This window comes from Pseudomonas sp. QL9, assembly GCF_041409665.1.
Classification (GTDB): Bacteria; Pseudomonadota; Gammaproteobacteria; order Pseudomonadales; family Pseudomonadaceae; genus Pseudomonas; species Pseudomonas knackmussii.
In genome coordinates, this window is the sequence record NZ_CP166971.1 from 896,323 (window position 1) to 921,121 (window position 24,799).

At 63.5% G+C, this 24,799-nt stretch carries 21 protein-coding genes and 3 pseudogenes; 15 read left to right on the top strand and 9 right to left on the bottom strand.

Going from position 1 to position 24,799, the window contains the following annotated elements:
* Positions 1 to 77: 77 nt before the first annotated feature.
* A complete protein-coding gene (locus ACA097_RS04170) occupies positions 78 to 404 on the bottom strand; it encodes a hypothetical protein (RefSeq protein WP_043250823.1) in 327 nt (108 codons plus the stop codon).
* 649 nt (positions 405 to 1,053) lie between these two features.
* Between ACA097_RS04170 and ACA097_RS04175 the strand changes: the two genes are divergently transcribed.
* The 4 genes from ACA097_RS04175 to ACA097_RS04190 all read left to right on the top strand — a co-directional run bounded on the left by ACA097_RS04175 (position 1,054) and on the right by ACA097_RS04190 (position 5,544).
* Entirely contained in the window at positions 1,054 to 3,003 is a 1,950-nt protein-coding gene (locus ACA097_RS04175) for an LTA synthase family protein (RefSeq protein WP_371368694.1), read from the top strand.
* Positions 3,004 to 3,169: 166 nt separating this feature from the next.
* Entirely contained in the window at positions 3,170 to 4,666 is a 1,497-nt protein-coding gene (locus ACA097_RS04180; protein WP_371368696.1) for a hypothetical protein, read from the top strand.
* Between the two features lie 171 nt (positions 4,667 to 4,837).
* Entirely contained in the window at positions 4,838 to 5,047 is a 210-nt protein-coding gene (locus ACA097_RS04185) for a hypothetical protein (protein ID WP_236658361.1), read from the top strand.
* A gap of 152 nt (positions 5,048 to 5,199) precedes the next feature.
* Positions 5,200 to 5,544 carry a cupin domain-containing protein gene (locus ACA097_RS04190; RefSeq protein ID WP_043250796.1) on the top strand — a complete coding sequence of 115 codons (345 nt, stop codon included), beginning with the start codon at positions 5,200 to 5,202 and terminating at the stop codon, positions 5,542 to 5,544.
* 213 nt (positions 5,545 to 5,757) lie between these two features.
* On the opposite strand, the gene ACA097_RS04195 is transcribed toward ACA097_RS04190, so the two are convergent.
* Positions 5,758 to 6,603: a CAP domain-containing protein gene (locus ACA097_RS04195; protein WP_371368699.1), complete on the bottom strand. Its 846-nt coding sequence runs from the start codon at positions 6,601 to 6,603 to the stop codon at positions 5,758 to 5,760.
* Positions 6,604 to 6,747: 144 nt separating this feature from the next.
* Between ACA097_RS04195 and ACA097_RS04200 the strand changes: the two genes are divergently transcribed.
* On the top strand, positions 6,748 to 7,446 hold the full coding sequence (locus ACA097_RS04200) for a hypothetical protein (protein WP_371368701.1): 699 nt from the start codon (positions 6,748 to 6,750) through the stop codon (positions 7,444 to 7,446).
* A gap of 9 nt (positions 7,447 to 7,455) precedes the next feature.
* Here the strand turns inward: ACA097_RS04200 and ACA097_RS04205 are convergent, their stop codons facing one another.
* From ACA097_RS04205 to ACA097_RS04230, 6 genes and pseudogenes are all read right to left on the bottom strand, one after another.
* Positions 7,456 to 7,836 (bottom strand): hypothetical protein, encoded by a 381-nt coding sequence (locus ACA097_RS04205; protein ID WP_371368703.1) that lies wholly within the window; start codon positions 7,834 to 7,836, stop codon positions 7,456 to 7,458.
* Between the two features lie 182 nt (positions 7,837 to 8,018).
* Positions 8,019 to 8,669 (bottom strand): glycoside hydrolase family 19 protein, encoded by a 651-nt coding sequence (locus tag ACA097_RS04210; protein ID WP_371368705.1) that lies wholly within the window; start codon positions 8,667 to 8,669, stop codon positions 8,019 to 8,021.
* A 9-nt stretch (positions 8,670 to 8,678) separates the two neighbouring features.
* Positions 8,679 to 8,960 (bottom strand): peptidase M48, Ste24p, encoded by a 282-nt coding sequence (locus ACA097_RS04215; RefSeq protein ID WP_160286296.1) that lies wholly within the window; start codon positions 8,958 to 8,960, stop codon positions 8,679 to 8,681.
* 276 nt (positions 8,961 to 9,236) lie between these two features.
* A protein-coding gene (locus tag ACA097_RS04220; RefSeq protein ID WP_200890662.1) for an IS3 family transposase occupies positions 9,237 to 10,459 on the bottom strand; the annotation gives its coding sequence in 2 pieces (ribosomal slippage) (positions 9,237 to 10,114 and positions 10,114 to 10,459; 1,224 coding nt in all).
* Between the two features lie 822 nt (positions 10,460 to 11,281).
* Positions 11,282 to 12,973 (bottom strand): ricin-type beta-trefoil lectin domain protein, encoded by a 1,692-nt coding sequence (locus ACA097_RS04225; protein WP_371368708.1) that lies wholly within the window; start codon positions 12,971 to 12,973, stop codon positions 11,282 to 11,284.
* Positions 12,974 to 13,270: 297 nt separating this feature from the next.
* Positions 13,271 to 13,885: pseudogene (locus ACA097_RS04230) on the bottom strand (autotransporter outer membrane beta-barrel domain-containing protein).
* Positions 13,886 to 14,399: 514 nt separating this feature from the next.
* Between ACA097_RS04230 and ACA097_RS04235 the strand changes: the two are divergent.
* The 10 genes and pseudogenes from ACA097_RS04235 to ACA097_RS04280 all read left to right on the top strand — a co-directional run bounded on the left by ACA097_RS04235 (position 14,400) and on the right by ACA097_RS04280 (position 23,722).
* Positions 14,400 to 16,274 carry a hypothetical protein gene (locus ACA097_RS04235; protein ID WP_371368710.1) on the top strand — a complete coding sequence of 625 codons (1,875 nt, stop codon included), beginning with the start codon at positions 14,400 to 14,402 and terminating at the stop codon, positions 16,272 to 16,274.
* 415 nt (positions 16,275 to 16,689) lie between these two features.
* Positions 16,690 to 17,475 carry a transcriptional regulator gene (locus ACA097_RS04240; protein WP_371368712.1) on the top strand — a complete coding sequence of 262 codons (786 nt, stop codon included), beginning with the start codon at positions 16,690 to 16,692 and terminating at the stop codon, positions 17,473 to 17,475.
* A complete protein-coding gene (locus tag ACA097_RS04245) occupies positions 17,472 to 17,972 on the top strand; it encodes a hypothetical protein (RefSeq protein ID WP_371368714.1) in 501 nt (166 codons plus the stop codon). Before ACA097_RS04240 ends, ACA097_RS04245 begins: the two co-directional genes overlap by 4 nt.
* A 282-nt stretch (positions 17,973 to 18,254) precedes the next feature.
* On the top strand, positions 18,255 to 18,959 hold the full coding sequence (locus ACA097_RS04250) for a response regulator transcription factor (protein ID WP_371368716.1): 705 nt from the start codon (positions 18,255 to 18,257) through the stop codon (positions 18,957 to 18,959).
* A 160-nt stretch (positions 18,960 to 19,119) separates the two neighbouring features.
* Positions 19,120 to 19,707 (top strand): NAD(P)H-dependent oxidoreductase, encoded by a 588-nt coding sequence (locus tag ACA097_RS04255; RefSeq protein ID WP_371368718.1) that lies wholly within the window; start codon positions 19,120 to 19,122, stop codon positions 19,705 to 19,707.
* Positions 19,708 to 19,990: 283 nt separating this feature from the next.
* On the top strand, positions 19,991 to 20,272 hold the full coding sequence (locus ACA097_RS04260) for a peptidylprolyl isomerase (protein ID WP_043250780.1): 282 nt from the start codon (positions 19,991 to 19,993) through the stop codon (positions 20,270 to 20,272).
* Positions 20,273 to 20,559: 287 nt separating this feature from the next.
* A pseudogene (locus ACA097_RS04265) lies at positions 20,560 to 21,198 on the top strand (PAS domain-containing protein); the annotation flags it as partial.
* 153 nt (positions 21,199 to 21,351) lie between these two features.
* Positions 21,352 to 21,786 (top strand): annotated as a pseudogene (locus ACA097_RS04270) (methyl-accepting chemotaxis protein); the annotation flags it as partial.
* Between the two features lie 173 nt (positions 21,787 to 21,959).
* The gene (locus ACA097_RS04275; protein WP_043250775.1) at positions 21,960 to 23,084 is read left to right on the top strand and encodes a PilT/PilU family type 4a pilus ATPase; all 1,125 of its coding nucleotides are present in this window, start codon (positions 21,960 to 21,962) and stop codon (positions 23,082 to 23,084) included.
* Positions 23,085 to 23,227: 143 nt separating this feature from the next.
* Entirely contained in the window at positions 23,228 to 23,722 is a 495-nt protein-coding gene (locus ACA097_RS04280) for a hypothetical protein (RefSeq protein ID WP_043250774.1), read from the top strand.
* 3 nt (positions 23,723 to 23,725) lie between these two features.
* Here the strand turns inward: ACA097_RS04280 and ACA097_RS04285 are convergent, their stop codons facing one another.
* Positions 23,726 to 24,598, bottom strand: coding sequence for a YihY/virulence factor BrkB family protein (locus tag ACA097_RS04285; RefSeq protein ID WP_043250773.1), 873 nt, complete (start codon positions 24,596 to 24,598; stop codon positions 23,726 to 23,728).
* Between the last annotated feature and the right edge of the window lie 201 nt (positions 24,599 to 24,799).

Sequence of the window (24,799 nt, forward strand, 5' to 3'; positions counted from 1 at the left end):
CCCGGTGAATCGGCGTACAACCGCGAACGGTTGTACGCCCTACGGATGAAGGCCGGCGCGGTAATTTCGCTGCAGGGTTACTGCTGCGTGCCCACGCGGGCCGTGTCGCTGATCGCGTTGCAGTTGGTGGATTCGAGGCAATAGGTGATGTAGGTCGCCTGCCGGCCGCAGCCGCGTACGCCGATGGTGTATTCGGTGCGTTGGTAGCCGAAGCGGGTATGGGTGACCTTGCTGGTCAGGACGCTGGCATCCACCTGCTGGCAGTTGAGCTCGAACTTCGCCCGCGATTCGGTGGCACTGAGGGCGGCTTTCTGGTTGGAAGCGATGAACTCCTGATCGCTCATGCAGCCCGACAGCGCGGCGCCCACCGCCAGCACGGGCAAGAGTTGGGGAAGACCTTTCATGATGAAACGCTCCTTCTGATTGCGCAGGCAAAGCCTTGGCCCCAGTGAGTCTAGATACCGATTGCGCAATGGCAGGCAGCCGCCCCGGCCACGTGACGGCCGGCGAGCGCCCATGCCCTGTAGGTGCGAGCTTGCTCGCGAACGGCGCTTACCGGATGTGCTGGTGCTTCGGATTGGTTCCGCTCCCTCTCCCCAGCCCTCTCCCGCAAGCGGGAGAGGAGCCCGTTCGGCGTGGTCGGAAGATGCGGTGTCAGCCCGTAGGAGCGGATCTCATCCGCGAAAATCCCCGCGCCAAAGCCCCCTGTAGGAGCGCGCCATGCGCGCGAATCGCGGACAGGGTCCGCGCCCACAGGGAGCGCCGTGCGTTGCAGGTTCGCGAGCAAGCTCGCTCCTACGACGAGCGCGCGCGGCGCGTCTTCGGGGAATCCGCTCTACGCCGGTCTTCCGGACGCGTTTGCGCCGGTAACGTCGCTGAAACGCCGGACAAGCACCTTGCTCGATGGCTGACACAACTCGAAACATCCGTTCGTCCGACCATGACATTTTCTTGCCCTTCACCTCTGTAAGGTCCCGCCCGGAGCATCGCCGCGCCACGGTTTCCGGTATCGTGCGCCGGCTCGCTCGGGCAACTCATTACAAGGAAAAACCCATGCAACTCTTCCGCTCGGCGCCGATGCGCTTCCTGGCGCTGACCACCCTGCTGTGGCTCGTCATCTTCCTGCTGACCCGCGTGGCGCTGCTGGCTGGCCACATGGCGGAGTTCGGCGCCGCGAACCTGACCGTCTTTGGCGTCGGCATCCTTTATGACTTGAGCTTCCTCGCCTACGCCCTGCTGCCGATGGGGTTGTTCCTGCTCCTGCTGCCCGCGCGCATCTGGCGCTCGCGAGTCTGGCGCTGGCTGCTGGAAGCATCGCTGTTCGTCTGCGTGTACGTGATGCTTTTCACCGCCGTCGCCGAGTGGCTGTTCTGGGATGAGTTCGGCGTGCGCTTCAACTTCATCGCGGTGGATTACCTGGTGTATTCCGATGAAGTCCTGAACAACATCCGCGAGTCCTACCCGCTCGGCACGCTGCTCAGCCTCCTGGCCGGCGCCTCGCTGCTGGTGACCCTGGCCCTGCACCGCACCCTGACGCGCATCTGCGCCGCCCCCGTGCCGCTGCTGCGCCATCGCATGGCGCGCATGGTCGTGCTGGGGAGCGCGGCGCTGCTGGCCGGCTTCACGGTCGACCAGGATCATCCGCGCGGCGACGGTGGCAACACCTACGTGCGCGAGCTGTCGAGCAACGGCCCGTACCAGTTCTTCGCCGCCTTCCGAAACAACGAGCTGGACTACCAGCAGTTCTACGCGACCCTGCCGGCCGACGAAGTCGCCAAGCAGATCCGCTCCGAGCTGGCCGAGCCCAATGCGCACTTCGTCGGCAGCGATCCGATGGATATCCGCCGCACCATCAGCAACCCCGGTACGCCGCGCAAGCTGAACGTGGTGCTGGTGACCATCGAGAGCCTCAGCGCCAAGTACCTGGGTAGCAACGGCGATAACCGCAACCTCACGCCCAACCTCGACGCGCTGCGCAAGCAGAGCCTGTACTTCAACAACTTCTACGCCACCGGCACCCGTACCGACCGCGGCCTGGAAGCCATCACCCTGTCCATCCCGCCGACCCCGGGCCGCTCCATCGTCAAGCGCATCGGCCGCGAGAGCGGCTTCGCCAGCCTCGGCCAGCAGTTCAAGGCCAAGGGCTACGACGCCGTGTTCATGTACGGCGGGCGCGGCTACTTCGACAACATGAACGCCTTCTTCGGCGGCAACGGCTACCGCATCGTCGACCAGAGCAGCGTTCCGGAGGCGGACATCCACTTCAAGAACGCCTGGGGCATGGCCGACGAAGACCTCTACGCCCAAGCCACCCGCGTGGCCGACGAGGACTTCGCCAAGCAGCAGCCGTTCTTCCTGCAGCTGATGACCACCTCCAACCACCGCCCGTACACCTACCCGGACGGGCGCATCGATATCCCGTCGGGCAAGGGCCGCGACGGCGCGGTGAAGTACACCGACTACGCCATCGGCAAGTTCCTCGAGAACGTGCGCAGCAAGCCGTGGTTCGACCAGACGATCTTCATCTTCGTCGCCGACCACACGGCCGGCAGCGCGGGCAAGGAAGACCTGCCGGTGGAGAACTACCAGATCCCGCTGTTCATCTACGCGCCCAAGCTGCTGCCCACCGGCGAGCGCGGCGAGCTGGCGAGCCAGCTGGACCTGGCGCCGACCCTGCTGGGCATGCTCAACCTGAGCTACGAGTCGACCTTCTTCGGCCGCGACCTGATGCGCCCGAACGCCCTGCCGCCGCGCGTGGTGATCGGCAACTACCAGCACCTGGGCCTGTTCGACGGCACCGACCTGGCAATCCTCAGCCCGCGCCAGGCCCTGCGCCGCCACAACCAGGCACTGGGTGCGAGCGAGGAGGTCAACGCCAAGGCCGACGATCCGTTGGTCGCCCGCGCCATCGCCTACTACCAGGCGGCCAGCCACGGCTACAAACAGCGCCTGTTGGGCTGGAACGCCCCCGAGCAGCAGCCGGTGGTGAGCCAGAAGGAGTGACCCCAAGCCCCGCCCCGTGCGGGGCTTTTTCTTGAGTGCGCCCTCTTCCGTGACATCACCTAGCCATTAAACTGGCCCCCACTCAGGCGCTGGAAAGTGCGCGCGAGCGATCAGCGCACGCAGGGCGAAGAGGACGCTCGACCCACCCGACACAAGGAGGTGCTCCATGCCGCACACGTCATTCCTGTCGCACTGGCAACAGTTCGCCGCCCCGCTGTTCGCCGCCCTCGCCTCCTGCTCGTCCGCCCCCAGAAACTTCCCGCAACCCACGGCCGAAGAGCTCGCCTACAGCAGCGGCGATACGTCCTTCAAGGGGTTCGATCTGCAGGAGGCGAAGGACGCCATCGAGTTCTGCGTCGACCTCGACTCGCAGGACGACCGCCTCTTCACCCGCGAGGCATTGAAGAACGCGCAGAACTCCCCCGAGCAGCGCCAAACGCTGGAGGCCAACCTTCAGGGTTTCACTCCGCAGCTCGATCCCGCGCGCTGGAACCTGAAGCCGCTGTTCGACAGCCGCCAGGCCGTGGCGGACGCCTACCTGGCCTACAAGCAGCTGCCGGCCCAGGCCAGCGGCGACCTCGCCGAGGACGACCTGCGCCACTGGCACAAACTCTTCGAGGACCTGGAGAAGCGCGCCGAGTCGCTGAAGATCGACATGGCATCGCTGATGGACTCGAGCGTCATCTACAACGACCCGCGCCTCAACGGCTTCGGCCCCTGGCAGAACGCCTGGGTGCTGTATCAGGGCGTGGGTGTCAACGCCGGGCGCTTTGCCGTTGCGATTCGCGGCACGGTGATGTCCAGCCACCCGAGCGTGGTCGATGACGTGTACTTCCAGCCGGCCTATGCGCGTTCGTTCCTGTCGAAGCACTTCCAGCTCACCGACCACCCGGGCGCAGCGGTACACAGCGGCTTCGCCCACGCCACCTTCAGCACCCTGCTCGACCTGCGCTTCGGCATCCTTCCGGTGCTGGAAAAGCTGGTCCCGCCAGGGGCCGACGTCTACGTCATCGGCCACAGCCAGGGCGCCGGCATCGCCACGCTGGTGCACGCGGCGCTGCACTACGGAATGCTCGCCGGGGATGTGAGGGGCGACAACGCACTCGGCCTGAAGGGCAAGCGCTACCGGCTCAAGTCCTACCAGTTCGCCCAGCCCAAGCCGGGCGACATGGGCTTCTCGGCGTCCTTCGCGCGCATCACCCAGGCCACCGACAACGCCTTCGTCATCAACAACGACCTCGACCCCATCGTGCAGGTGCCGCTGACCCTGCAGACCGTCGGCGACCTGTCGACCGACTTCAGGACCCAGTCACTCCTCGCGCGCGCGGTGCGCGGCATCTCCACCTTCGGCATCTACATCCGCCGGGGGCTGGGCCACGTGCTGGAGAAGCACACGCGGGAGAGTTCGGCGGGCTACGCCTACTACTACAACTACCTCCAGCTGGCCGGCCCGGACCGCAAGCTGGAGCAGATCGCGGTGAGCCCGAGCTGGAACTTCACCAGCGCCGGCCGGGTGATGTGGGTCTATGGCCAGAAGCCCCCGGCGGCGAACAGCAAGGACGACTTCTACCAGCACCATGCAACCACCTACCGCGTGCTGCTGGACCAGCTCGCCAGCCCGACACCGCCGGCCGTGCAGCCATTGGCGGGGGTCGAGCCCTAGCCGGCGGATGCCCGCATTTTGTGAGCGGGTCGACATTTCTCCGTCTGCCCACTACCGCTCGCCCCCTGCCCAGCGCCAGCCAGGGTCCCGCGATCTACGCTCAGCCTGATGCACAAGACCTCAGCTGACCCCGTGATTCGGAGCGATGCGATGACAATAACGATCAGCGACATGAAGCTCGAAGACCTCAGCCTGGAACCCCAGGAGCCGGCAGCGCCGCCCCCCGAGACCAAGGGCCCGGCCAAGTTCGCCATCGATACCCGCCACGTGACGGACCGACGCAGCGGAAGCGACCGCCGGCAGTCGATCCGCTTCGAGGCCGATCGCCGCCAGGGCGACCGAAGAGCCAAGCGCGGCCCCTGGGAAAACGGCTCCTACTGAGGCGCAGCGCACTGACCAGACTTTGCCGGCCGCCCCGCGCCCGGCCGGCGCTCCCTTGCGTTTCCAGGCAACTCGACGTCGAACCCAGGCAAACCCCGCGAGCGTGACCGCCCTATGGTGACGGGCCATTCCCTCACCAGCCTGGAGCTGTCATGTCCGACTTCATCACCGTCCTGCGTGAAACCTGCCCCGTCCCGGTCGTGGACGCCACCAAGTGGAAGCGCATCGGCGGCGACCCGCACACCGTCAACCTCAACGCCTACCTGTCGAAAGACGGCAGCAAGATCATGGGCACCTGGATCTGCACCCCCGGCAAGTTCGAGGTGAACTACGAGAAGTGGGAGTTCTGCCACTTCCTCGACGGCTACTGCATCATCACCCCCGAAGGCGAGCAGCCGATCCACCTGAAGGCCGGCGACGTGTTCGTCATCGAGCCCGGCATGAAGGGCACCTGGGAAGTGGTGGAGACGGTGCGCAAGTACTTCGTCTTCGCCTGACCGCAAACCTCAACGCTCGCGCCCCCTTGTAGGAGCGGCCCATGGCCGCGATTCGCGCGCATGGCGCGCTCCTACAGGCGGACGTTGGTGCAGGGATTTTCGCGGATGGAATTGCTTTGGTAGGGCGAATAACCCCGAGGGGGTTATCCGCCGCGTTCGCGCCGGGCATTGGCGTATAGCCGCGAACGGTTATACGCCCCTACAGGTGGCGCCTTACTGCGCGCCGAACATCCCGGTCCAGTAGATGCCCGCGTCGCTCTTCGGGTCCACCGCGTAGGCCGCGCCCATCTCGCGGAACTGCGGGTTCATCAGGTTGGCGCAGTGGCCGGCGCTGGCCAGCCAGCCGTCGAGCACGCGCTGCGGGGTGCCTTGGCCGGCGGCGATGTTCTCGCCGATCTGCTGGGCGCTGTAGCCGGCCAGTTCGGCGCGGTCGCCCGGGGTCTGGCCGGCGCGGTCCTTGTGGTCGAAATAGTTGTTGTTGGCCATGTCGCGGCTATGCGCCTCGGCCGTGCTGCCAAGCACCGCGTTCCAGCTCAGCGGCGGCGCCGCAGCGTAGGACTGGCCGCCGCACTGGCGCGCCTGGCTGCGTGCCTTGTTCACCAGTTGCAGCAGTTGCTGGCCCTCGGCTTGCCAGTCGCCCAGCTTGCCCTTGAGCAGCGGCCGCGCCAGCAGGATGCGCCAGTCGTTGCCGTTGCGGTTCACGCCGATGTCGACGAACTGCGGGTCGAGGATGACCTGGCAGAAACTCTCGCGCAGCGCGGTCATCGCCGCCTGCTCGTCCTTCGGCCCGGTCAGCCCGAGCATGCGGGCGCTGCTCATCGGGTAGCCGCTGTTCTTCAGCAGCACCTGCCAGTCGCCGGCCGTGGGCGTCTGCACCAGGCGCGGGTCCTCGGTGAGCGGCGGCAACGGCGCCGAGGCCTGGCCGCCGCAGGATTGCGGCTGGCTGCGGAAGTCATTGATGGCATCGAGCAGGGCCTGCTGGTTGGCGGCGTGGGCGGCGGCGGCCGACAGCCCCAGCGGCAACAACAGGCAACGCAGTACGAACGGCAACACGCGCATGGACAGCTCCCCCTTGGCGAAATGCGCACATGATGCGCGATTCCACACCGCGCGCAACTGCGCGCGAGCCGACTGCTGGCGCGCGTACCGCCTGCCGGCCCTTGTTACCATGCGCGCCTTCTGCCCGCCCTCCGGAGTCCCGTCGTGAAAGCCGCCCTGCCCCTACTCTGCCTCGCCCTGTTCCTGGCCCCCGCTGCCCAGGCGAAGGAGAAGCCCAAGGACCAGCCGCTGCCGGGCGACGCGCAGTACCGCCAGGCCCTGCCCTTCCTGGACCAGGCGCGGCAGCAGATCGCCGGCATGGAGAAAGGCCGCGAGGCCGGGCTCGCCCCGGACGCCGCCGCCCAGCCGTATCGGGATGCGCTGTCGGCGAACCTCCGGCAGGCCATGCCGCTGCTCGACAAGGCCGCGCGACAGAAGCACCCGGTGGCCGAGCTGCGCCTGGCCCAGCTGCTGGCGGACTTCGCTCAGGACGAGAAGAGCCAGCAGCGCGTCTGCCAACTGCTCGGCGACAGCCTGAAGCAGGGCTTCGCCCCCGCGGCGCTGGAAGCGGAAACCCTCTGCCCCGATCTCGCCAAGCAGGACGCCTTCGTCGGCCAGGCCGAAGCGGCAGCCCGCTCGACCCGCTATGCCAGCTACTTCCCGCAACCCAGCCATGCGCTGGGCTGGTGCCAGGTGGGGCGCTCCATGTCGCTGCTCGCGCCCAAGGGCAGCCAGCAGCAGTACCAGGCCGATATCAACTTCATGCTCGCCAGCAAGGCGCCGCAGGCCAAGCGCAAGGGCTACCTGGAACGCGCCGCCAAGCTGAACTGCTCGCAGGCGCGCCAGGCGCTGGGCAAGAGCTGAGCCTGAGCCTTACTCCGCTGCGTTCACGCGGGCCAGAACGCGACGCAGGACCATCGCGTCCGGCGTACCGGGCATGTTCAGCAGGAGCGCCTGGCGCCGCCGCTTGATCTCGATGGGGCCCGGCTCGCGATCGTCGCTGCGGTAGCAGAGCACATGCTGGCGTCTCTCCTTGCCCAGCAGCTTGCGCCCGAGCTCGCTGTGCTCCGAGCCGAACAGCGATTGCTCGATCAGCAGCAGATCGAAACCGAAACCGAGCAGTTTCATGGTATCGGCAGTGGTGCATGCCGTCGCGACACCGTGGCAACCCTGGGCGTTGAGCAGCTTCTCCAGGGTCTTGCGGCGCCGTGGTTTGGGCTCGGCAATCAGAATTCGCAAACTGGCTTTCTTCATGGTCACTAGTCCTTAGGACAAAAAAGACACACTAAATAGCCCTAGGCGAAGCCCGCGGACTATCAGACCGTTCCGATACTTTGGGTCGGTTTTCCTCGTGTTGGCGCGGCCGCTCGTAGTGCAAGGAACCCCCGATCATGCGGGCCCCCGGCACACAGCGAACTGACCTCGATCAAGGCCCTTCACCCCTCGAGCAGCACAGCCCTGGCCCGCAGCCACAGCTGCCGGCGCTCCTGCGCACCAATCGGCACGCGCCCCTTGCGACCGGTGTTGATGAGGCTGCCGATCTCGTCGATGGCCTCGGCATCGGCCAGGGCATTGAGCTTGTGCGTGCGCCACCACCAGGTCGCCGACAGGCAGGCCGCCGGCGGTTCGGCCAGCAGTTCGGGGCACTCCAGCAAGGGCAGGTCGAGCCCCGCCGCCACCGCCTGGTAGTTGGCGCGGCCGGTCACCTGCAGCAAGCCGCGACCTCGATAGCGCCAGCCATCGCCCGACTCCACCGGCCCGTTGCCATTGCGCTTGGCGTAGGTGTGGTTGGCGATGGATTCGGGTTGCCCGGCCAGCTCAATGGCCAGCAGGTTGGGCAGGCCATCGGCGGCGCGGTAGCGCTTGGGCCAGACCCGCGCGAGGCCGGCCGCGCTGTAGTCCAGCGACTCCACCGTGCGCCGCAGGTAGACGCTTTCGTGCAGCACCTGGGCGAGGAAGGCGGCCACCCGCAAGGGCCGGTCGATGCCGTGGCGCGCCATGGCCTCGTTCAGTGCCGGCACGAAGGCGCTGGCGCGCTCGTTCGCCTGCGGCGCGATGCGCGAAAGTCGGGATTCGTCGATCAGCATGTCAGCCCCCTACGCAAAGCGCCCGATGATGGCGCGCAGCGCCGGCACGATGCTGATCGCCAGCAGGCCGAGGACGAAGGCCGCCGCGCACAGCAGGTAGTTGTCGAAGTCCAGCTGCAGCTCGCGGCTGGCATAGATCGCCACCGGGCGTGACAGATATTGGCCGAAGCCCATGCCGGTCAGCACGGCGAGCAGAGACTGCTTCCAGGTGGGTTCGCTGACCAGGCCGAGCGATAGCAGCCCGCCGGAAAGAGAGGCGATGAGGGTTTCCCAGAATTCCAGACCGAACATGGGCGGCTCCGTAGACACAACGTTGAGTGCGGCGGCAGATGGCTGTCGCCATTCGCTGGATGCGATCAGGCCCAAGCACAGGCAACCAGCACCCAGATGCCCGCCACCCTGGGCGCCCCGTCGGTTATTTGAAAATCATTAATTGCAACGATCGGGAAGCGATGGGCACGCCAAGCCGCCCGTACACGTCCGTCGGACAGATGGGGGCCGATTGCGCGCTGCCGCCGGGGTTTAGGCGCTGGACTTGCCCCTATCAAACCGGACACCGGCACCCCGTTAAGTTGATGTCTCAGCCAGTCGCCTGAACTCGCGAGGTGAGCGGTAGTTCAGTGCGCTGTGCGGGTGTTCCTCGTTGTAATGCTCGAAGGCGATGGCCAGGTTGCGCAGGGCCGTCGCTCGATCGGGCTTGGGCATGTGGCGGATGTAGTCGCGCTTCATGGTCTTCACGAAGCTCTCTGCCATGCCGTTGCTCTGCGGGCTGCACACCGGAGTTGTCAGAGGCAGCAGGCCGATCTGCCGGGCAAAGGCCCGGGTCTGTTCGGCGGTATAGGCCGAGCCGTTATCGCTCAGCCATTGCACCGGCGATGCCGGCAGCTCGCTGCCGAAGCGTTGCTCGATGGCTTCCAGCATCACGTCGCGGACATCGTCGCCACTGTAGCCGTGTGGGCTGGCCACCCAACTGATGGCCTCGCGGTCGCAGCAGTCCAGGGCGAAGGTCACGCGTAGTTTTGCGCCATCCTCGCAGCGGAACTCGAAGCCATCCGAACACCAGCGGGTGTTGCTCGTGTCCACGGCGACACGACCTTCGTGACGCCGCGCCACACCCGGCTGTTTGCGCCGGCGTTCCAGCAACAGATCGTGGTCGCGCATGACGCGGTACACCCGCTTCACGTTGACCGGTGGCTGGGCCTGCTGCTCATGCTGCCGTCGCAACAGACCCCAGACCCGCCGGTAGCCATAGCTGGGCAACGCGCCGACGGCCTGCTTGATCTGCTCGACCAGAGCCGCATCGTTGAGCGTCCGGCGACGACGTGGCTGCGGCATGGGAGTGGGTTGCTTGAGTCGAGCAGTCAATTGCGAGCGCGCCACACCGAGACTCTCACTGACCGCCTTCACTGGTCGTCCCCCGGTAACAAGGGTGAGTGCGCAATCCATTTTCGCGAGCGGGCGATCTCCACCGCTTCCTTGAGGATCTCGGCCTCCATGGTTTTCTTGCCCAGCATCCGTTGCAGTTCACGGATCTGCTTGAGGGCATCGGCCAGCTCGGAAGCGGGCACCACCGCTTCACCGGCACTGACCGCCGAGAGGCTGCCATCCTGGTAGAGCTTGCGCCAGTGGAACAGTTGGTTGGGATTGATGCCGTTGCGCCGGGCCACCACCGAGACGCTTTGCCCGGGCTCCAGGCTCTCGCGCACCATGGCCAGTTTCTCCTCGACGCTCCAGCGGCGACGCCGCTCCTGGCCGAGCACTTCGATGCTTTTGTCTTTGCTGGTAGTCATAAACACAGTCGTTTGCCTATCCTTTATGGTAAGGGGGAAACGGTGTCCTGTGTTTCAAGGGGCTCGTTCACGGGAGTTGCAATCACCCATCTTGCGCATGAGCACTCGCAACGGATGCTCGACCTTGTTCCGCACCTATCTCCGAGTCTTCTCGTACCACCGGATCGCGTGTGCAGGGCGCTGCGCGTTCCATGCTTAACGGAGGTTCCATGCCAAGCCACGATCAACCGGATTACATGCCACTGCGTATGCTTTTCGCACGACTGGGCACTGCATGACACGCATTCGGCAGGTAATTGGATTCCGCTCCTTGCCGCAGGGAAAGCGCCTGCAATCTGGGCCGCCGCAACCACCACACCCTGCCACTGACCGCAGTCGTCACCCGCACCTAAATGCGCCTACTGGCTGAATGGTTACAGGTTGGTTTTCTTGGCCAGGCGTAAGTCCGAGACGCTCTTGTCGCCTTGGCTCTGGATCCATCGATCGGCATGGCGCTGACCGTGGAGCCTCAGCACAGTGGCAAATTCCGCCCCCAGATAGCCATCGAAAATGGAAGCCCCCCGCCGCCAGCTCATGATTTCAGCAAACATCCGAAGGCGAGGATGATGCTTTCTGCCGGAATTGTCTCAAGGCTGGCTCCGACAAACTGAGGGAGGCTGGTCGTCGCACTCGCTTTCCCCCTGACTGACCTCTCGCCGATGTCCGGAAATGACAATACCCAGCATTACGTCCAGCAGGACTCAACCGGCATTGCTGCTATCGGAATATGAGCCGCGCCGGGAACTCGCTTCGAAGCAGCCCGGCGCAGTTCAATTCCGGCACTTACTTACTGAGTGCTTCGACCTTCCAGGGCGGAATTGTCCATTTCTGCTTATCAGATGAGTTACACGCTTCCAGACTCACACCATTTGAGCCGTTGGCCGTCATGCAAGCACCCGCGCCCAGAGTGGAGCGAATGGTCTTGAGAGAGGGGGAGTAGTCCCACTTCTGATTATTGGAAATGTCATCACATGGCCGGCTAAAGACATTCCAGTCTTCATCGGTTAGACATTGATTGAACCTATTCCTAATCGTACGATCCTTTCCGAAAACCCAACCACTTTCATGGGAAATCCCTGAAAAAACGTACCAATACTGCGCTCGCACTCCCCCCTCGCACTTTTCTGTACGCAATGTGAAGTCCGATTGCAGTGTAATGCACTCGTCTGCCACTCCCAGCTTGTTGTCGGGCATCAGATACCATCTTTGGCTATCCATTTCAGTCTGGCTACAGGCTACGGGAACTATCTTCCGATTCAGCCCCGGAAGGCTATTCTCATGATCCAGGCATGCTCCCGTCTCTGGATGCCTAATCTGAAATCCTCCATTTACCATCGGCGCCATCATCCACCTCTGTTGCGTAACTCCACTGCAACCTCGGCCATGCACATCCGTGCCGTCATTATCTATGCAAAGCGCCTGATCGGTGAATAGACCGTCATCGCTAAACTTGAGCGTAGAGAGCATGATCGAGTCAGGCACTCGCTCAACGGAGCCATTGGAAGCTCCTTGCACAACCGTATTGTCGAACGCGACTATCGGACCACGAGCGGAATTGTACTTTGCCGCAGTAAGAACGACACCGCCATCCTGAATCTCTATTGAAGTATCATTCTGGCAATTATTCGGCGTTGCATGCGTACTTGTCACATCAGCGCTTACAACTTCTCCATTGCTGACCTTCGTAAAGGGAACAGTGAATTCGGCCCGGGAGTATGGCTGATTCATGCAGTTTGAATCACTAGAACTCCACTCAAAGTACTCCACCCAGTTCCCCATCTTGGGGCTAATGAAACTCGCTCCATTTCTAATTCGCCCTATATTGAGGGTTTTTCCTTCGCTGACATCCGTGACCTTCAGGCTGACCCAACCATCGGGCTCCATGGCCAGATTGAACTTGTAATCATGATTCTCCACCCAGGGGTAGCGCATCCTGCAGCTTCTGCCGCGGCCTTCCCCAGTAAAGGTCGTGCAGTAGCTTTGCAGATCACCGGGCTCTGCCTCAGTAGTATCCCAGACGGAAAAAATAATCGTTCTTTCCTGAACTGAACCATTCGCCTGAAAACCAAAATATGAACCACTGCCTCCTTCAAAACCATAATTCAACGCCAAGAACACGTTAGCGGCTCGACCAGGGTCATCGAGCACTCGGAACGTAGTGCTCAGGTTAGTGAGAGCTGCAACACCCTTAAACTCATAATCGGCATAAGAACCAGGAGTATCTCCATAGGGCTTTACTAGCGAAGCAGGTAAAGCATGAGCAACGCCTTTATCGATATCTTCGCTTGCAAAAGCATTGATGGCTCCAACTGAGCAAGCCATCAGGATCGCACTCATTAGCGTTGGACCAAACTTTCTCGGAACCTTAGTTTTTTTTGCCAAGCGCTGCATAAATGGCTCGAACTTGCCATTCACCAGCCTGTGCACATCAGCAAGATGCGCCGAACTTTCCTTGGGGCGCGTAAGTTTCTGCACTGGACTTTCCTCTTATTCATGGCGAGTTGCAGTTATTGCCTCGCACAGAGAAACCTACAGTGCGAACCCATACTAGGAAAATCATTAATCCATCTTCACTTATGATACTTACATATAACGAACACCCAGCGACTTATCAGCAAACACCCCCAAAACCTCTGAAAAACCGAAGCACCTCCGTACAACTAAAATCCATGCCAAAAATGTTCCGGCTGCGTCCTTGCACATATTTATTATTTCTGCCGGAAACAAAAAAGGCTTGCCAAATGGCAAGCCTTTTCCGTGCTCCGGCACCAATCAGAAGTTGTAGCGCAACCCCAGGTTCACCCCGTACGGCTGCTCGACGTTCTTGCCCTTGCTGTAGTCGAGGTCCAGGTGCAGTTGCAGTTTCTCGCTCACCTGCGCGGCCACGCCGCCGCCGATCTCGCCACGGGTGCCGGAGAGGTCGTTGTTGAAGCGGTCGCCGTTGACCCGCACCAGGTTGTTGTCGGCGAACTAGTGGGCCACCGCCAGCTTCAAGTAGGGTTCGGCGAAGCCGCCGCTGGCCAGCGGGATGCGCTTGCCGAAGCTGCTGCCGAGCTTGCCCAGCAGCGAGTTGGCGTGGTTGCTCGACGCCTGCATGCCGTTGTCCAGCTCGTAGTCGTCACCGTTCACGCGCAGCGCGGCGAACTGGGCGTAGGGCTCAAGGAACCAGCCGTCCTCCAGATCGCTTTTTGCCCGATCTCGGAACAAACCGGCATCCCCAAAGGCACTTTCGAAATAGCTGGCGAAAGTATCGTCCCGCAACAGCGGGTCCAAAGCCTGGATACAACCGCCCAGAATGCCGAGCAGCAGGATAGGAAGAACCCAAGCCGAACCGCAGAAGTGCGTACTGGGAACAAGGGGCGTTTGAAGATGGAGTGACAACGGCATGGATGGCAACTGAGCGGCAAGCTGAAAAAGGCAACCCTTGGCAGACGCAGCCACTGGAGTGTCGGAGCCGGATCGCGCCGGCCAAGGGCAGCCACCTTCCCGGGCCGCTCAGGGGCAGGCCGGCAAGGCGGGGCGAACCTTCGCAGAAAGTCCGGCTTGAGCAAGTAAGACGCTTCCACAACCCCTGAGTGAAATTTCCTCACGCAATTAATCCGTCTTGCACCATGCGGCGTCGCCCAAGCACCCTCCGTCTCCCGCCAGCCGACCCACTCGCACCGTGCCAGCCCGCGTCCTTTCTGGCCTGGCGACAGTCCGAAAAAGGCGCTCAAGCGGATCGTTAATTCCAATGATCCGGCCTGGGACACAAATGATTTGCCGCCTGCCCCGTCGGCTCCCTAGCGTCGACTCAGCCTTGCCAGCTTGCGAGCGCCCCACACGGATCGATGCGATCCCGATGGCATTCGCCGGCTGATCGGCCCCCCGTAACGGCCCACCCAGCACAGGGACACATGACATGAATCCGCCATTGTTGATCACCACCCACGACGCCCGAGTCACTCACCTGCGCCAGCGTCAGGAGCACCAGCTGCAACGTGCGCGGCAAGCCATTCCAGCACCTTACGTGGCACAGCTGCGTAACGACGGCAGCCTGCCGGATGCACTGCGCCAAGCCGACCAGCCGGTGCGGATTGCGAGCAGTGCCGGCCTGCTGCAACCGGGCGACGGCTACCAGCTGTTGTGGGACGACGAACCTGTCGGATTGGTACGCCCGCTGGATGGCAACGAGCGCTATCCGTTGGAGATGCGCCTGCCCAGGACATGCCTCGAACAAGATGGCCCGCATGAGTTGAGCTACCGAATCGTCGGCGCCTCGGGGAGCTCACAACGCTCGGTCGCGCTTCCCATAGTGCTGGCCACCAGCAGCAACGAACCCGATCCCTATCCCGAGCTAGACGTGGACCAGGAGGTGACGGAAATCGGCGTTACCCTCGACTACCTGGCCAAGCACCAGGATCACTTGAAGCTGAAAGTGCCGACGCCCGCGCGCCTGGCTACCTGTCAGCAGGTCGAGTTGTACTGGCGCACCGCATCATTCGGCATGGTCGTCGCCGCTCGCTGCGAAATCACATCGGCGCATCGCTCCGGCAGCCCCATCGAAATCGCAATCGAGGGCGCGTTCATTCGCCAGCATGCCGACAGTTCGGCCGAGCTGAGCTATGCCTTCGTGGACGCCATCGGCCAGCGCTCGCGTGAATCGCAATTGCGCAGCATCGCGCTCTATCTGACCCCACTGCCGCGCACCTTGCCGGAGCCCCGCGTGCCACTCGCCGATGACCCGATCGGCATTGACCTGGCCGACCTGCAGTGCGGCGTGCGCGTAGAAATCCCCTTCATCGCCGATGCCCGTTCGGGCGACCGTATCCTTGTCTGCTGGGGCCAGGAGCGCCTGCCGGAAGTGACCCTCGGCGACCCAACGGCGAGCGGCTTTCCCCTGTGGGTCGAGGTGCCCAGTCTTACCCTGGGTCGACTCGGCAGCGGTCGCTTCAAGGTGTTCTACGAGTTGCACTGCGGCGAAATCGTGCTGACCTCCTCCGCCCTCTTTGTATCCGTCGATATCGAAACGGTCGGTCCCTCGCCCCACGAACCACACGCCCGGGTCAACGACGCCTTGCTCCCGGCCACGCTGCGCGGCGCGCTCTCGGGCTACGACAACGAGATCACCCCGGCGGATGTCGACCGCCCAGTGAGCGTCGCGGTGCCCTTCTACGAGGGGGCCCGGGAGGACGACATCATCCGCCTGTACTGGGGTGAGCAGGAACGGCCGGCGGCGGAGTATCGGGTCCAGCGGCAGGACCTCGAACAACGGCTGTTCGCCCCGATAGGTATCGACTGGGTTCGCGTGGCGAGCGAGGGCAATGGCGCAGCCGTCGCGCTCCGCTACGGCGTCAGCGCGGGCGACAACGGCAACGAAACACGCTCCCCGGCAACCCAGGTCAATGTGCATTTCGCCCTGCCCGGCGGGCCGGTCCTGTCGAGCGAAATCGAGTTTCCCGAACGCAACGAGCGGGGCTGGCTGGTACCGGCTTCCCCGTGCGGCACGACGGTGCGAGTGCCGGCCTATCGCAACATGGCAATCGGCGATGCGGTGGAGGTGCGGTGGCTGGGGCTGGACGGCACCGCCGGCGGCGACGCGGGCAGCCGCTTGCAGAGGATCGTCGAAGAGGCAGACCTCGGCGAAGGCATGGAGCTGCAGTTGGACCTGCTCGGTGGCGAGCCGATCATCCATGGCATTGCTGCCGTGCAGTACCAGGTGACGCGCGATGACATCGTTTTTCGCGGACCGCGCAGCCTGGTCCTTGTCGATGTGCGGGAAGCCATAAGGCACTGACGCCCCCACCCCAGGAGCAATACCACCTCGCTGCCATTACACGGCAGCAACCGCTTCGAATCCCCCAGCACCATCGGTCTGGAAACCGGAGTACCTGAACACATAACGCCCACAACTCCCGGCGACGAATCAGGACGCGACAAACATTCGAGAAGGTCAGCAGAAACACACATTAATCAAATGGCAATCATTCGGTAACAAATTCGCAATGCGTTTTTAAGATGTTTTCAACCTCTCTAAATCAAGCCATCTGAAAAATCAGGTAATTTATCGCCCCCGCCGAACAGAGCATTTAGGAATACACCAAGCACACATACAAGCGATAAGAGAAAGCCCCTTCAAACCCCACTTAATGGACCGTAGAAACAACCAATAACCACCCTGATCCAACAGAAGAAAAAAGGAAATTCGTACCATGCAGTTCATTGCAAACAACGTCTGGAAATGCCAACTGAACAGCGTCTCGAGGGTATTCGAGGCCAGACATCCCCAAGGCCCGCAGGTCTCCTGCCATCTGAGCCAGCCCGAAGTACGGCTTCTTGAAAAACTCCTGGAAAATGCCAATACGCCGGTCGCGCGGCAGGCGCTGATCGATTTTGCCTGGGGCGGCCGGCCCGTGGCCTCGGGCAGCCTGAACCACGCCATCTTCAACCTGCGCAATGCCTTCGGCCAGGGCGAGGGCCACAAGGTGATCCAGACGGTGCCGAACAAGGGCTACAAGATTCGCGCCATTCTGCTCAATGGATTGCCAGGCTTCATGCTCGCAGAGGAAGAAGAGTTGGCCACGCCGCAGGAACAGATAGCGCCAGCGGCTTCGGCACCGCCTCCCTGGACGCCCCGGATAAGCCGAAAGTGCCTGGCCCTGTTGCTGGCGATCAATGTGGGGCTGGCATTGGCCACGTACTGGGTGATCGAGCGCAAGGTCGACACCACAATCCCCACGCTGTCCTACGCCCCCCTCAAGAAAACCGGCGACACCGAGTACTTCACACGCCAATCCCTTCCCCAAGACGAGCGCCTCGCCAAGGCAGTCGACGCCCTCGCAGCCAACCCCTCGGCGCTTTCCTCCTCACGCCCATTCGTCTACATCAATGCCGCCACGAGCACGGGGCAATACAGCTACTTCCTCTGCGACAGGGCCATCACCGAAAACGCTGCAAACTGCGGCGCCTACGTCATCGAATCGACGGAGGTCCTATGAAGAGCCCCCTTCGGCGCCTGGCCTGCCTTCCGCTCCTCCTCTTGCCTTGGCTGGCGCTCTATTGCTGGTATTCCGCCGCGCAGACGGGGAAATCCTGCGTGGCGCAAGTGGAGGTGTTGGATCTGATCGACCGCGGCGCCCCTGTGCACACCACGGGTTTGCTCACCTACCACTTCGAATCCAACGACCGAGCCCTGTTGCGTTTCGCCGGCGAGCTGAAAATCAGCGGAAAGCAGTCGGAACATTCCTACAAGATCAATCGAACCGCGGAAGTAGCGCTCGCCATCGTCGGCGATCACGTCAAGACCACCACCCTCGGGGCGTCCCGCTCCTTTGCCGATGACGCGCCCGACGAGCTCGTCTACCGCTACGCCCATCCGTCGCTGCAGAGCGGCAGCTACTACCACGCGCGGCTGTACCGCATCACGGCGGACCTGATCGCCACCGGAACGGACCTGGCGCCCCGCAACCTCTGCAACATCGCCCCATCGAGTTGAGGGACGCCCGGCTCTTGCTCTAATCACGGCAAGTAGTCTGCCCCACTAACAACACCCGACACATACAGCTCGTTCAAAGCCATCCATACATATGGATAAGCGGGCGAATATTGCCTTGTAGTTAACGCACGCCTGGCCAGGCAACTTCAACCCAATTACCAGCAGGCATCGGGATTATTAAAAACGAAGACTGGATATTGATTTCCAAATCACGCAAACACGCCCCACCTATTTGTCATGCAAATAGGCAAATGAAGTTGTGCAATCGAGTCTGAGCGAAGTTTGAGAGGAGTCATTATGCGAGCACTTGTCATCGACCCTAACGAAGAAAGCGCAAGCAATATCCGGCAGGAATTGCACGGTGATGGATTCGTGATCGATATCGCCCACAGTGGCGGAGTCGGTATTGCTTATTGCAAGGACAATAACTACGACCTGCTCATAATGGATATCCAGTTGCAGGACATGAACGGCTGGCACGCGCTGAAACTCCTGCGAAAACTCAGCTCGGCCTGCATCCTGATCGTGACCGCCGAAACCCGCCTGAGCGAAAAGCTCCGCGCCTTCGAATTGGGCGCCGATGACTTCCTGGAAAAGCCCGTTCAACTCCCGGAACTGCTGGCGCGCGCCCATGCCCTCCTGCGCCGCCCGCCGGCTGGCAACCTGGACGGCAGCCTGCAGGTCAGTGACCTCCAGCTCGACCCCGCCCGCTTCCGTGTCCAGCGTGGCGGCCGGCGGCTGCATCTGCCGGCCAAGGAGTTCGCCCTGTTGCACCTGCTGATGCGCGACGCCGGCAAGGTGGTTTCCCGGCGCAAGATCATCTCGGCGCTATGGGACAACGGCGCCTACTACGACGACGCCGCCGTCAGCGTCGCCATCTGCCGCCTGCGCTCGCGCATCGATGCGCCCTTTGCGAGCAAGCTCATCCATACCCAGCGCGGGATCGGCTACGTCCTGGAGGAGCGCTCCGCCGCCCAGGAGCAATGAGCACGCACGACGGCGCGCCCCACCGATTCCCTGACCTGGATCGGGCTCCCCCGCAGGATTCGTGATTACAGTGCACGAATCATTTGCCCCGCCGGTGGTTTTTCCGCGCCCTTGCCGCCTCTATCCTGCCGGCCAATCGCACCTTCCGGAGTCCCCTCCCATGAAAAAGATCCTCCTGCTCAACGGCGGCAAGCAGTTCGCCCACTCCAACGGCCAGTACAACGCCACCCTGCACGAAGCCGCCATCGCCCACCTCGACCGCCTGGGCCACGACGTGCGCGAGACCTTCATCGACGGCGGCTACGACATCGAGGAAGAGGTACAGAAAATCCTCTGGGCCGACGTGGTGATCTACCAGATGCCCGGCTGGTGGATGGGCGCGCCCTGGACCGTGAAGCAGTACCTCGACGACGTGTTCACCGCCGGCCACGGCAGCCTCTATGCGAACGACGGCCGCACCCGCTCCGATGCCTCGCAGAAGTACGGCAGCGGCGGCCTGCTGCAGGGCAAGCAGTACATGATTTCCGCTACCTGGAACGCACCGCAGCAGGCCTTCGACGACCCGACCGATTTCTTCGAAGGCAAGGGCGTGGACGCCGTCTACTTCCCCTTCCACAAGGCCAATCAGTTCCTCGGCATGAGCCCGCTGCCGACCTTCCTCTGCGTCGATGTGATGAAGCGCCCGAACGTCGAGACCGATGTGCAGCGCTACCTGAGCCACCTCGACGAAGTGTTCGGCCAACGCTGAAAGCGCCTGCCTTATGTAGGAGCGAGCTTGCTCGCGAACAGTGCTGGTGCGAGGCGGTTCGCGAGCAAGAACTGGGCGTCCCCCTCGCTCCTACGAAAAGCAGACTCCACTCGGGATATCGAGCGCGCGGCTCACTGGGCCCCATCGCGAACAGCGCTTGCGCTGGCCCGAAGGGGAATCACCCAATCAACCACTGCACCGACCGTTCGCCGCCGAATTGGGCCGCGCCCCGCAAATGCGCTAGGCTTCGCCTCCCTCCCAACAGCATTTCAGGAGCATTACCATGGCCCGTGCCTCTGCCCGTCACATCCTGGTTTCCAGCGAAGCCAAGTGCAATGAACTCAAGGCTGCCATCGAAGGCGGCGCCGACTTCGCTCAAGTAGCCCGCGACAACTCCACCTGCCCGTCCGGCCGCAGCGGCGGCGACCTCGGTTCCTTCCGCCCGGGCCAGATGGTCCGCGAGTTCGACCAGGTCGTGTTCAGCGCGCCGCTGAACCAGGTCCAGGGTCCGGTTAAGACCCAGTTCGGCTATCACCTGGTCGAAGTCACCAGCCGCGAAGACTGATCGACTTTCCTGGCCACGGCCGCCGCCTGCCCCGTCCTGGACGGGTAGCAGCCGGCGGCCGTTGCATTTCTGCCTGGCAATCGTCTGCAGGCCGCGTCAAACGGGCGATTCACTCGCAAAGAGCGACTAAAGAAGTGGGCCGGGCTGCCGATGCAATGGATAACGGCAAGCCCCCTCACCTGTCCCGAGTCGCCCCCATGTTCAACACCCGTTTGAAGCAGGAATTGCAGAGCCTGCGCGAAGAGCTGTCGTCCATCGAACAGGTACGCGCCAGCCTCGAGGAAGAGATGCTCGTGCTGTCCCTCGATCCGAAGGGATGCATCGAGTCGGTCAACGCCAACTTCGAAAAGGAAATGCTCTACCGCGGCGATCAGCTCGTGGGGCGCTCGCTGCTCGACCTGATTCCCGAGCACGTGCGCAACCTCGACTTCCACCATCGGGTGCGTAATGCGCTGCAGCGCGGCGAACACCTGGCCGGGGTCATCCGCCTGCTGCGCGGCAACGGCGAAGAGGCCTGGCTGCGCTCGATCCTGCAACCGATCCGCGACAGCCGCGGGGTGATCCAGCACTTCTCCATCTACGCCAGCGACCTGACCCGCACCATCGAAGCCTCGCGCGAGCACGAGAACCTGATCGCCGCGCTGCAACGCTCAACCGCGGTAATCGAGTTCAACCTCGATGGCGAGGTGCTGGACGCCAATGGCCGCTTCCTCGACGCCATGGGCTACAGCCTGGCGCAGATCAAGGGCAAGCATCACCGCATGTTCTGCGAGCCGAGCGAGTACCAGTCCTCGCAGTACCAGGGTTTCTGGGACCAGCTGCGCCGCGGCGAATTCGTCGCCGGCCGCTTCCAGCGCGTCGACGCCCACGGCCGCACCGTGTGGCTGGAGGCCTCGTACAACCCGATCACCGATGCCCACGACCGCCTGTACAAGGTGGTGAAGTTCGCCACCGTGATCACCGACCAGGTGAACCGCGAAGCGGCAGTGGCCGAAGCTGCCAGCCTGGCCTTCGAGACCTCGAAAGGCACCGACGACAGCGCGCAGAAAGGTGCGTCGGTCGTGCAGCAGACCGTCGAAGTGATGCGCGAGCTGGCCAACCGCATGCAGGAAGCGGTGAACGGCATCGAGGCGCTGGACAAGCAGTCGCAGATCATCGGCACCATCGTCAAAAGCATCAGCAGCATCGCCGACCAGACCAACCTACTGGCCCTCAACGCCGCCATCGAAGCCGCCCGCGCCGGCGACCAGGGCCGCGGCTTCGCGGTGGTCGCCGATGAGGTCCGACAGCTCGCCTCGCGCACCAGTGAAGCGACAGTGGAAATCAGCAAGGTGGTGGAGCAGAACCAGCAGCTCGCCGAGCAGGCCGTGGCCATGATCGACCGCGGCCGCGAACAGGCCGAGCTCGGCCTGGAACTGTCCGGCCAGGCCGGCAACGTGATCGTCGAGATCCAGGACAGCGCCCAGCGCGTGGTCAATGCGGTGGGGCAGTTCAGTAATCAGCTGTCGGGCTGAACGCTTCGACAAAGGCGGCTTCGGCCGCCGCACGTCGCCAGGGCGATCCAGATCAACGCAGGCGACGCCTGCCTTTCCTACGCTCAAGGCTTGCCGGTAGCCGCTGCCGCGAACGAGCGGATTCAACATGGGAGCCCGGCGCAAGGCCAAGCTCCCCGAGCGAGGAAAACCAGATGAGCGACGCCGCCGACAACGCCCTGCCCGACGTCTACACCTATCTCAACCTGCTCCCGCAGCATGCCGGCTCGGATATGTTCTTCAGCGTCGGCGCGCCGCCGCATATCAAGATCGAGGGGCTCAGCCGGCCGGTGGGGGAGCGCGCCTTGCGGGAGGGCGAGGTGCGGCTGCTGGCCTACCAGATGCTCACGCCGAAGCAGGTCGAGGAGTTCGAGCGCGACCTGGAGCTGAACATGGCGTTGAACGTGCCGGGCAGCGGGCGCTTCCGCATCAACCTTTACTTCCAGCGCGGCGAAGTGGCGATGGTCGCCCGCTTGATCAAGCACGTGATCCCGGACACCGCCAGCCTCGGGCTGCCGCCAATCGTGGAGAAGCTCGCGCTGCAGGATCGCGGGCTGATCCTGGTGGTGGGAGCCGCGGGCTCGGGCAAGTCGACCACCCTCGCCTGCCTGCTCGATTTCCGTAATCGCCAGCGCAGCGGACACATCGTCTGCATCGAGGACCCGATCGAGTTCATCCACAGCCACCAGCGCTCGATCATCGACCAGCGCGAGGTCGGCCTCGATACCCACAGCTTCGAGGATGCCCTGCGCAACGTGCTGCGCGAGGCGCCGGACGTGATCATGCTCGGCGAGATCCGCGACGCCGCGACCATGCAGCACGCCCTGCACTATGCCGAGACGGGGCACCTGTGCGTCGCCACCCTGCACGGCACCAGCGCTCGCCACGCGATCGAGCGGATCGTCCGCTTCTTCCCCGATGAGGCGCGCCACCAGGTGCTGGCGGACCTCTCGCAGAACCTCCTCGCCGTGATCGGCCAGCGCCTGGTCCCGGGGACGACCCAGCGACGGGTGGCAGCAATCGAGCTGGTGCTGGGTACGCCGCATATCCGCGGGCTGATCGAACGCGACGAATTGACGGAGCTGCGCGGGGCCATCGAGCGCGCCCTGGAGCACGGCATGCAGAGCTTCGACCAGGCGCTTTATCGGCTACTCGAGGAAGGCCGTATCAGCGTGGCCGAAGCGCTCAAGTTCGCCGATTCGCGCACCGACCTGAGCCTCAAGATCAAGCTCGAGCGCGGCCTGGACGACGCGGACAACAACCTGCTTTTCGGTGCCTGACGGCTGCAGTCGAAAGGGGTCGAACCCAGGGTTTCCGGTGCTCTCGTGGATTTTCCGGGTTCCTGTGCAGGGCCCTGCCCGGCTATGCTTCGCCCCTGCGGGCACGCCTGTCCCCGCGTTCATCTGCCGCCGAGGGACCTCCATTGGGCAACCGCCTTTGCCATCGTCATCCGACCCTGCTGGGTCTGCCCCTGCTGCTGGCCGCCTGCGCCAGCCACAACGCCGAGGAACAGCATCAGGCGTACCGCCAGGACATGCTGCAGGCCAAGCTGCTGATCGCCTCCGCCAACCCGGCCAACTACGAGCAGGCCAACAGCCTGCTGGAAAGCGCCAAGAGCCAGGACAAGCGCGGCGAAGTGTCCTTCTACGAAGCCCTGCTGAAGATTCGCCAGAAGGCGCCGGCCGAAGACGTGTTGCCGCTGCTGGAGCGCGCTGCCGATGCCGGCCAGCCCTATGCCGTCGCCCTGCTCTATCGCGTCTACAGCCAGCCGATGCTGGGCCAACAGGCCGACGCGCTGAAGGCCGAGGACTACCGCCAGGCCTACGCCAACCTGGATGTCGCCAAGAGCGGCTACCCCAGCTTCGAGCGTGCCCAGGAAATCGTCGAGATGCTGCTGACCCAGCAGCCGGCGCAGTAACCCTCAGGCGTTGTCGGCAGGCGGCGGATCGTGCGGCAGGTGCTGCTCGATCGCCGCGTTCAGCTCGGCGCCCAGCAGCAATACGGCGGCGGAGATGTAGAAGTACAGCAACAGCACGATGATCGCGCCGACGCTGCCGTACATGGCGTTGTAGTTGCCGAAGTGCTTCACGTAGAAACCGAACGCCAGCGACGCCGCCACCCAGGCCACCACCGCCAGCACCGAGCCGGGCGTGATGAAGCGGAAGCGATGCTTCACGCAGGGGGCGACGTTATAGATCACCGCCACCGCCATCATCATCAGCAGGATCATCAGCGGCCAGCGCAGCAGCGACCAGAGCAGCACCACGAAGTCCTGCAGGCCGACCTTCTCGGCGATCCAGCCCATCACCTGCGGGCCGAGGATCATCAGCGCCGTCACCAGCATCAGCATCACCACCAGGCCCAGGGTGTAGAACACCGAGAGTGGGAAGCGCTTCCACACCGGGCGCGTCTCGGGGACGTCGTAGGCGGCGTTGAGCGCGTGCATCAGCGAGCGCACCGCCGCCGAGGACGACCAGAGCGCGATGATGATACCGATGGACAGCAGGCCGCCCTGGCGCTGCTGCAGCTGGTCGATGACCGGGTTGACCTGGTCCAGCGCCTGGGCCGGCAGCACGTAGGCGGCCTGGCCGCGCAGCCAGTCGAAGAACTCCGGCAGGTGCAGGAAGCCCAGCAGCGCGATCAGGAACAGCAGGAAGGGGAACAGCGAGAACAACCCTTGATAGGCCAGGGCTGCGGCGTAGGTCGGCATCTCGTCCTCGACGAACCCCTCGACGGTCAGTTTCAGCAGTTTCCAGGGGCCCAGCTTGAGGCCCCGCATGTCCATGAATCGCATCCCCCGGCTTCCTTCCTCCAGCGTGACTGTCCTGCGGCCGGGCAACGGCCGCGTGCCGGCTATTGACCCCGGCGGCGCCCGGCAAGTTTCGCCAGGCGCCGTATCCCCAGCGCAAGCCTAGACCTCGCCGGCGCGCAGGTGAAGCCACGCAGCGGCTGCGCAGGGCAGAGAATTGGCCTATACACTTCAGCGCACCCACTG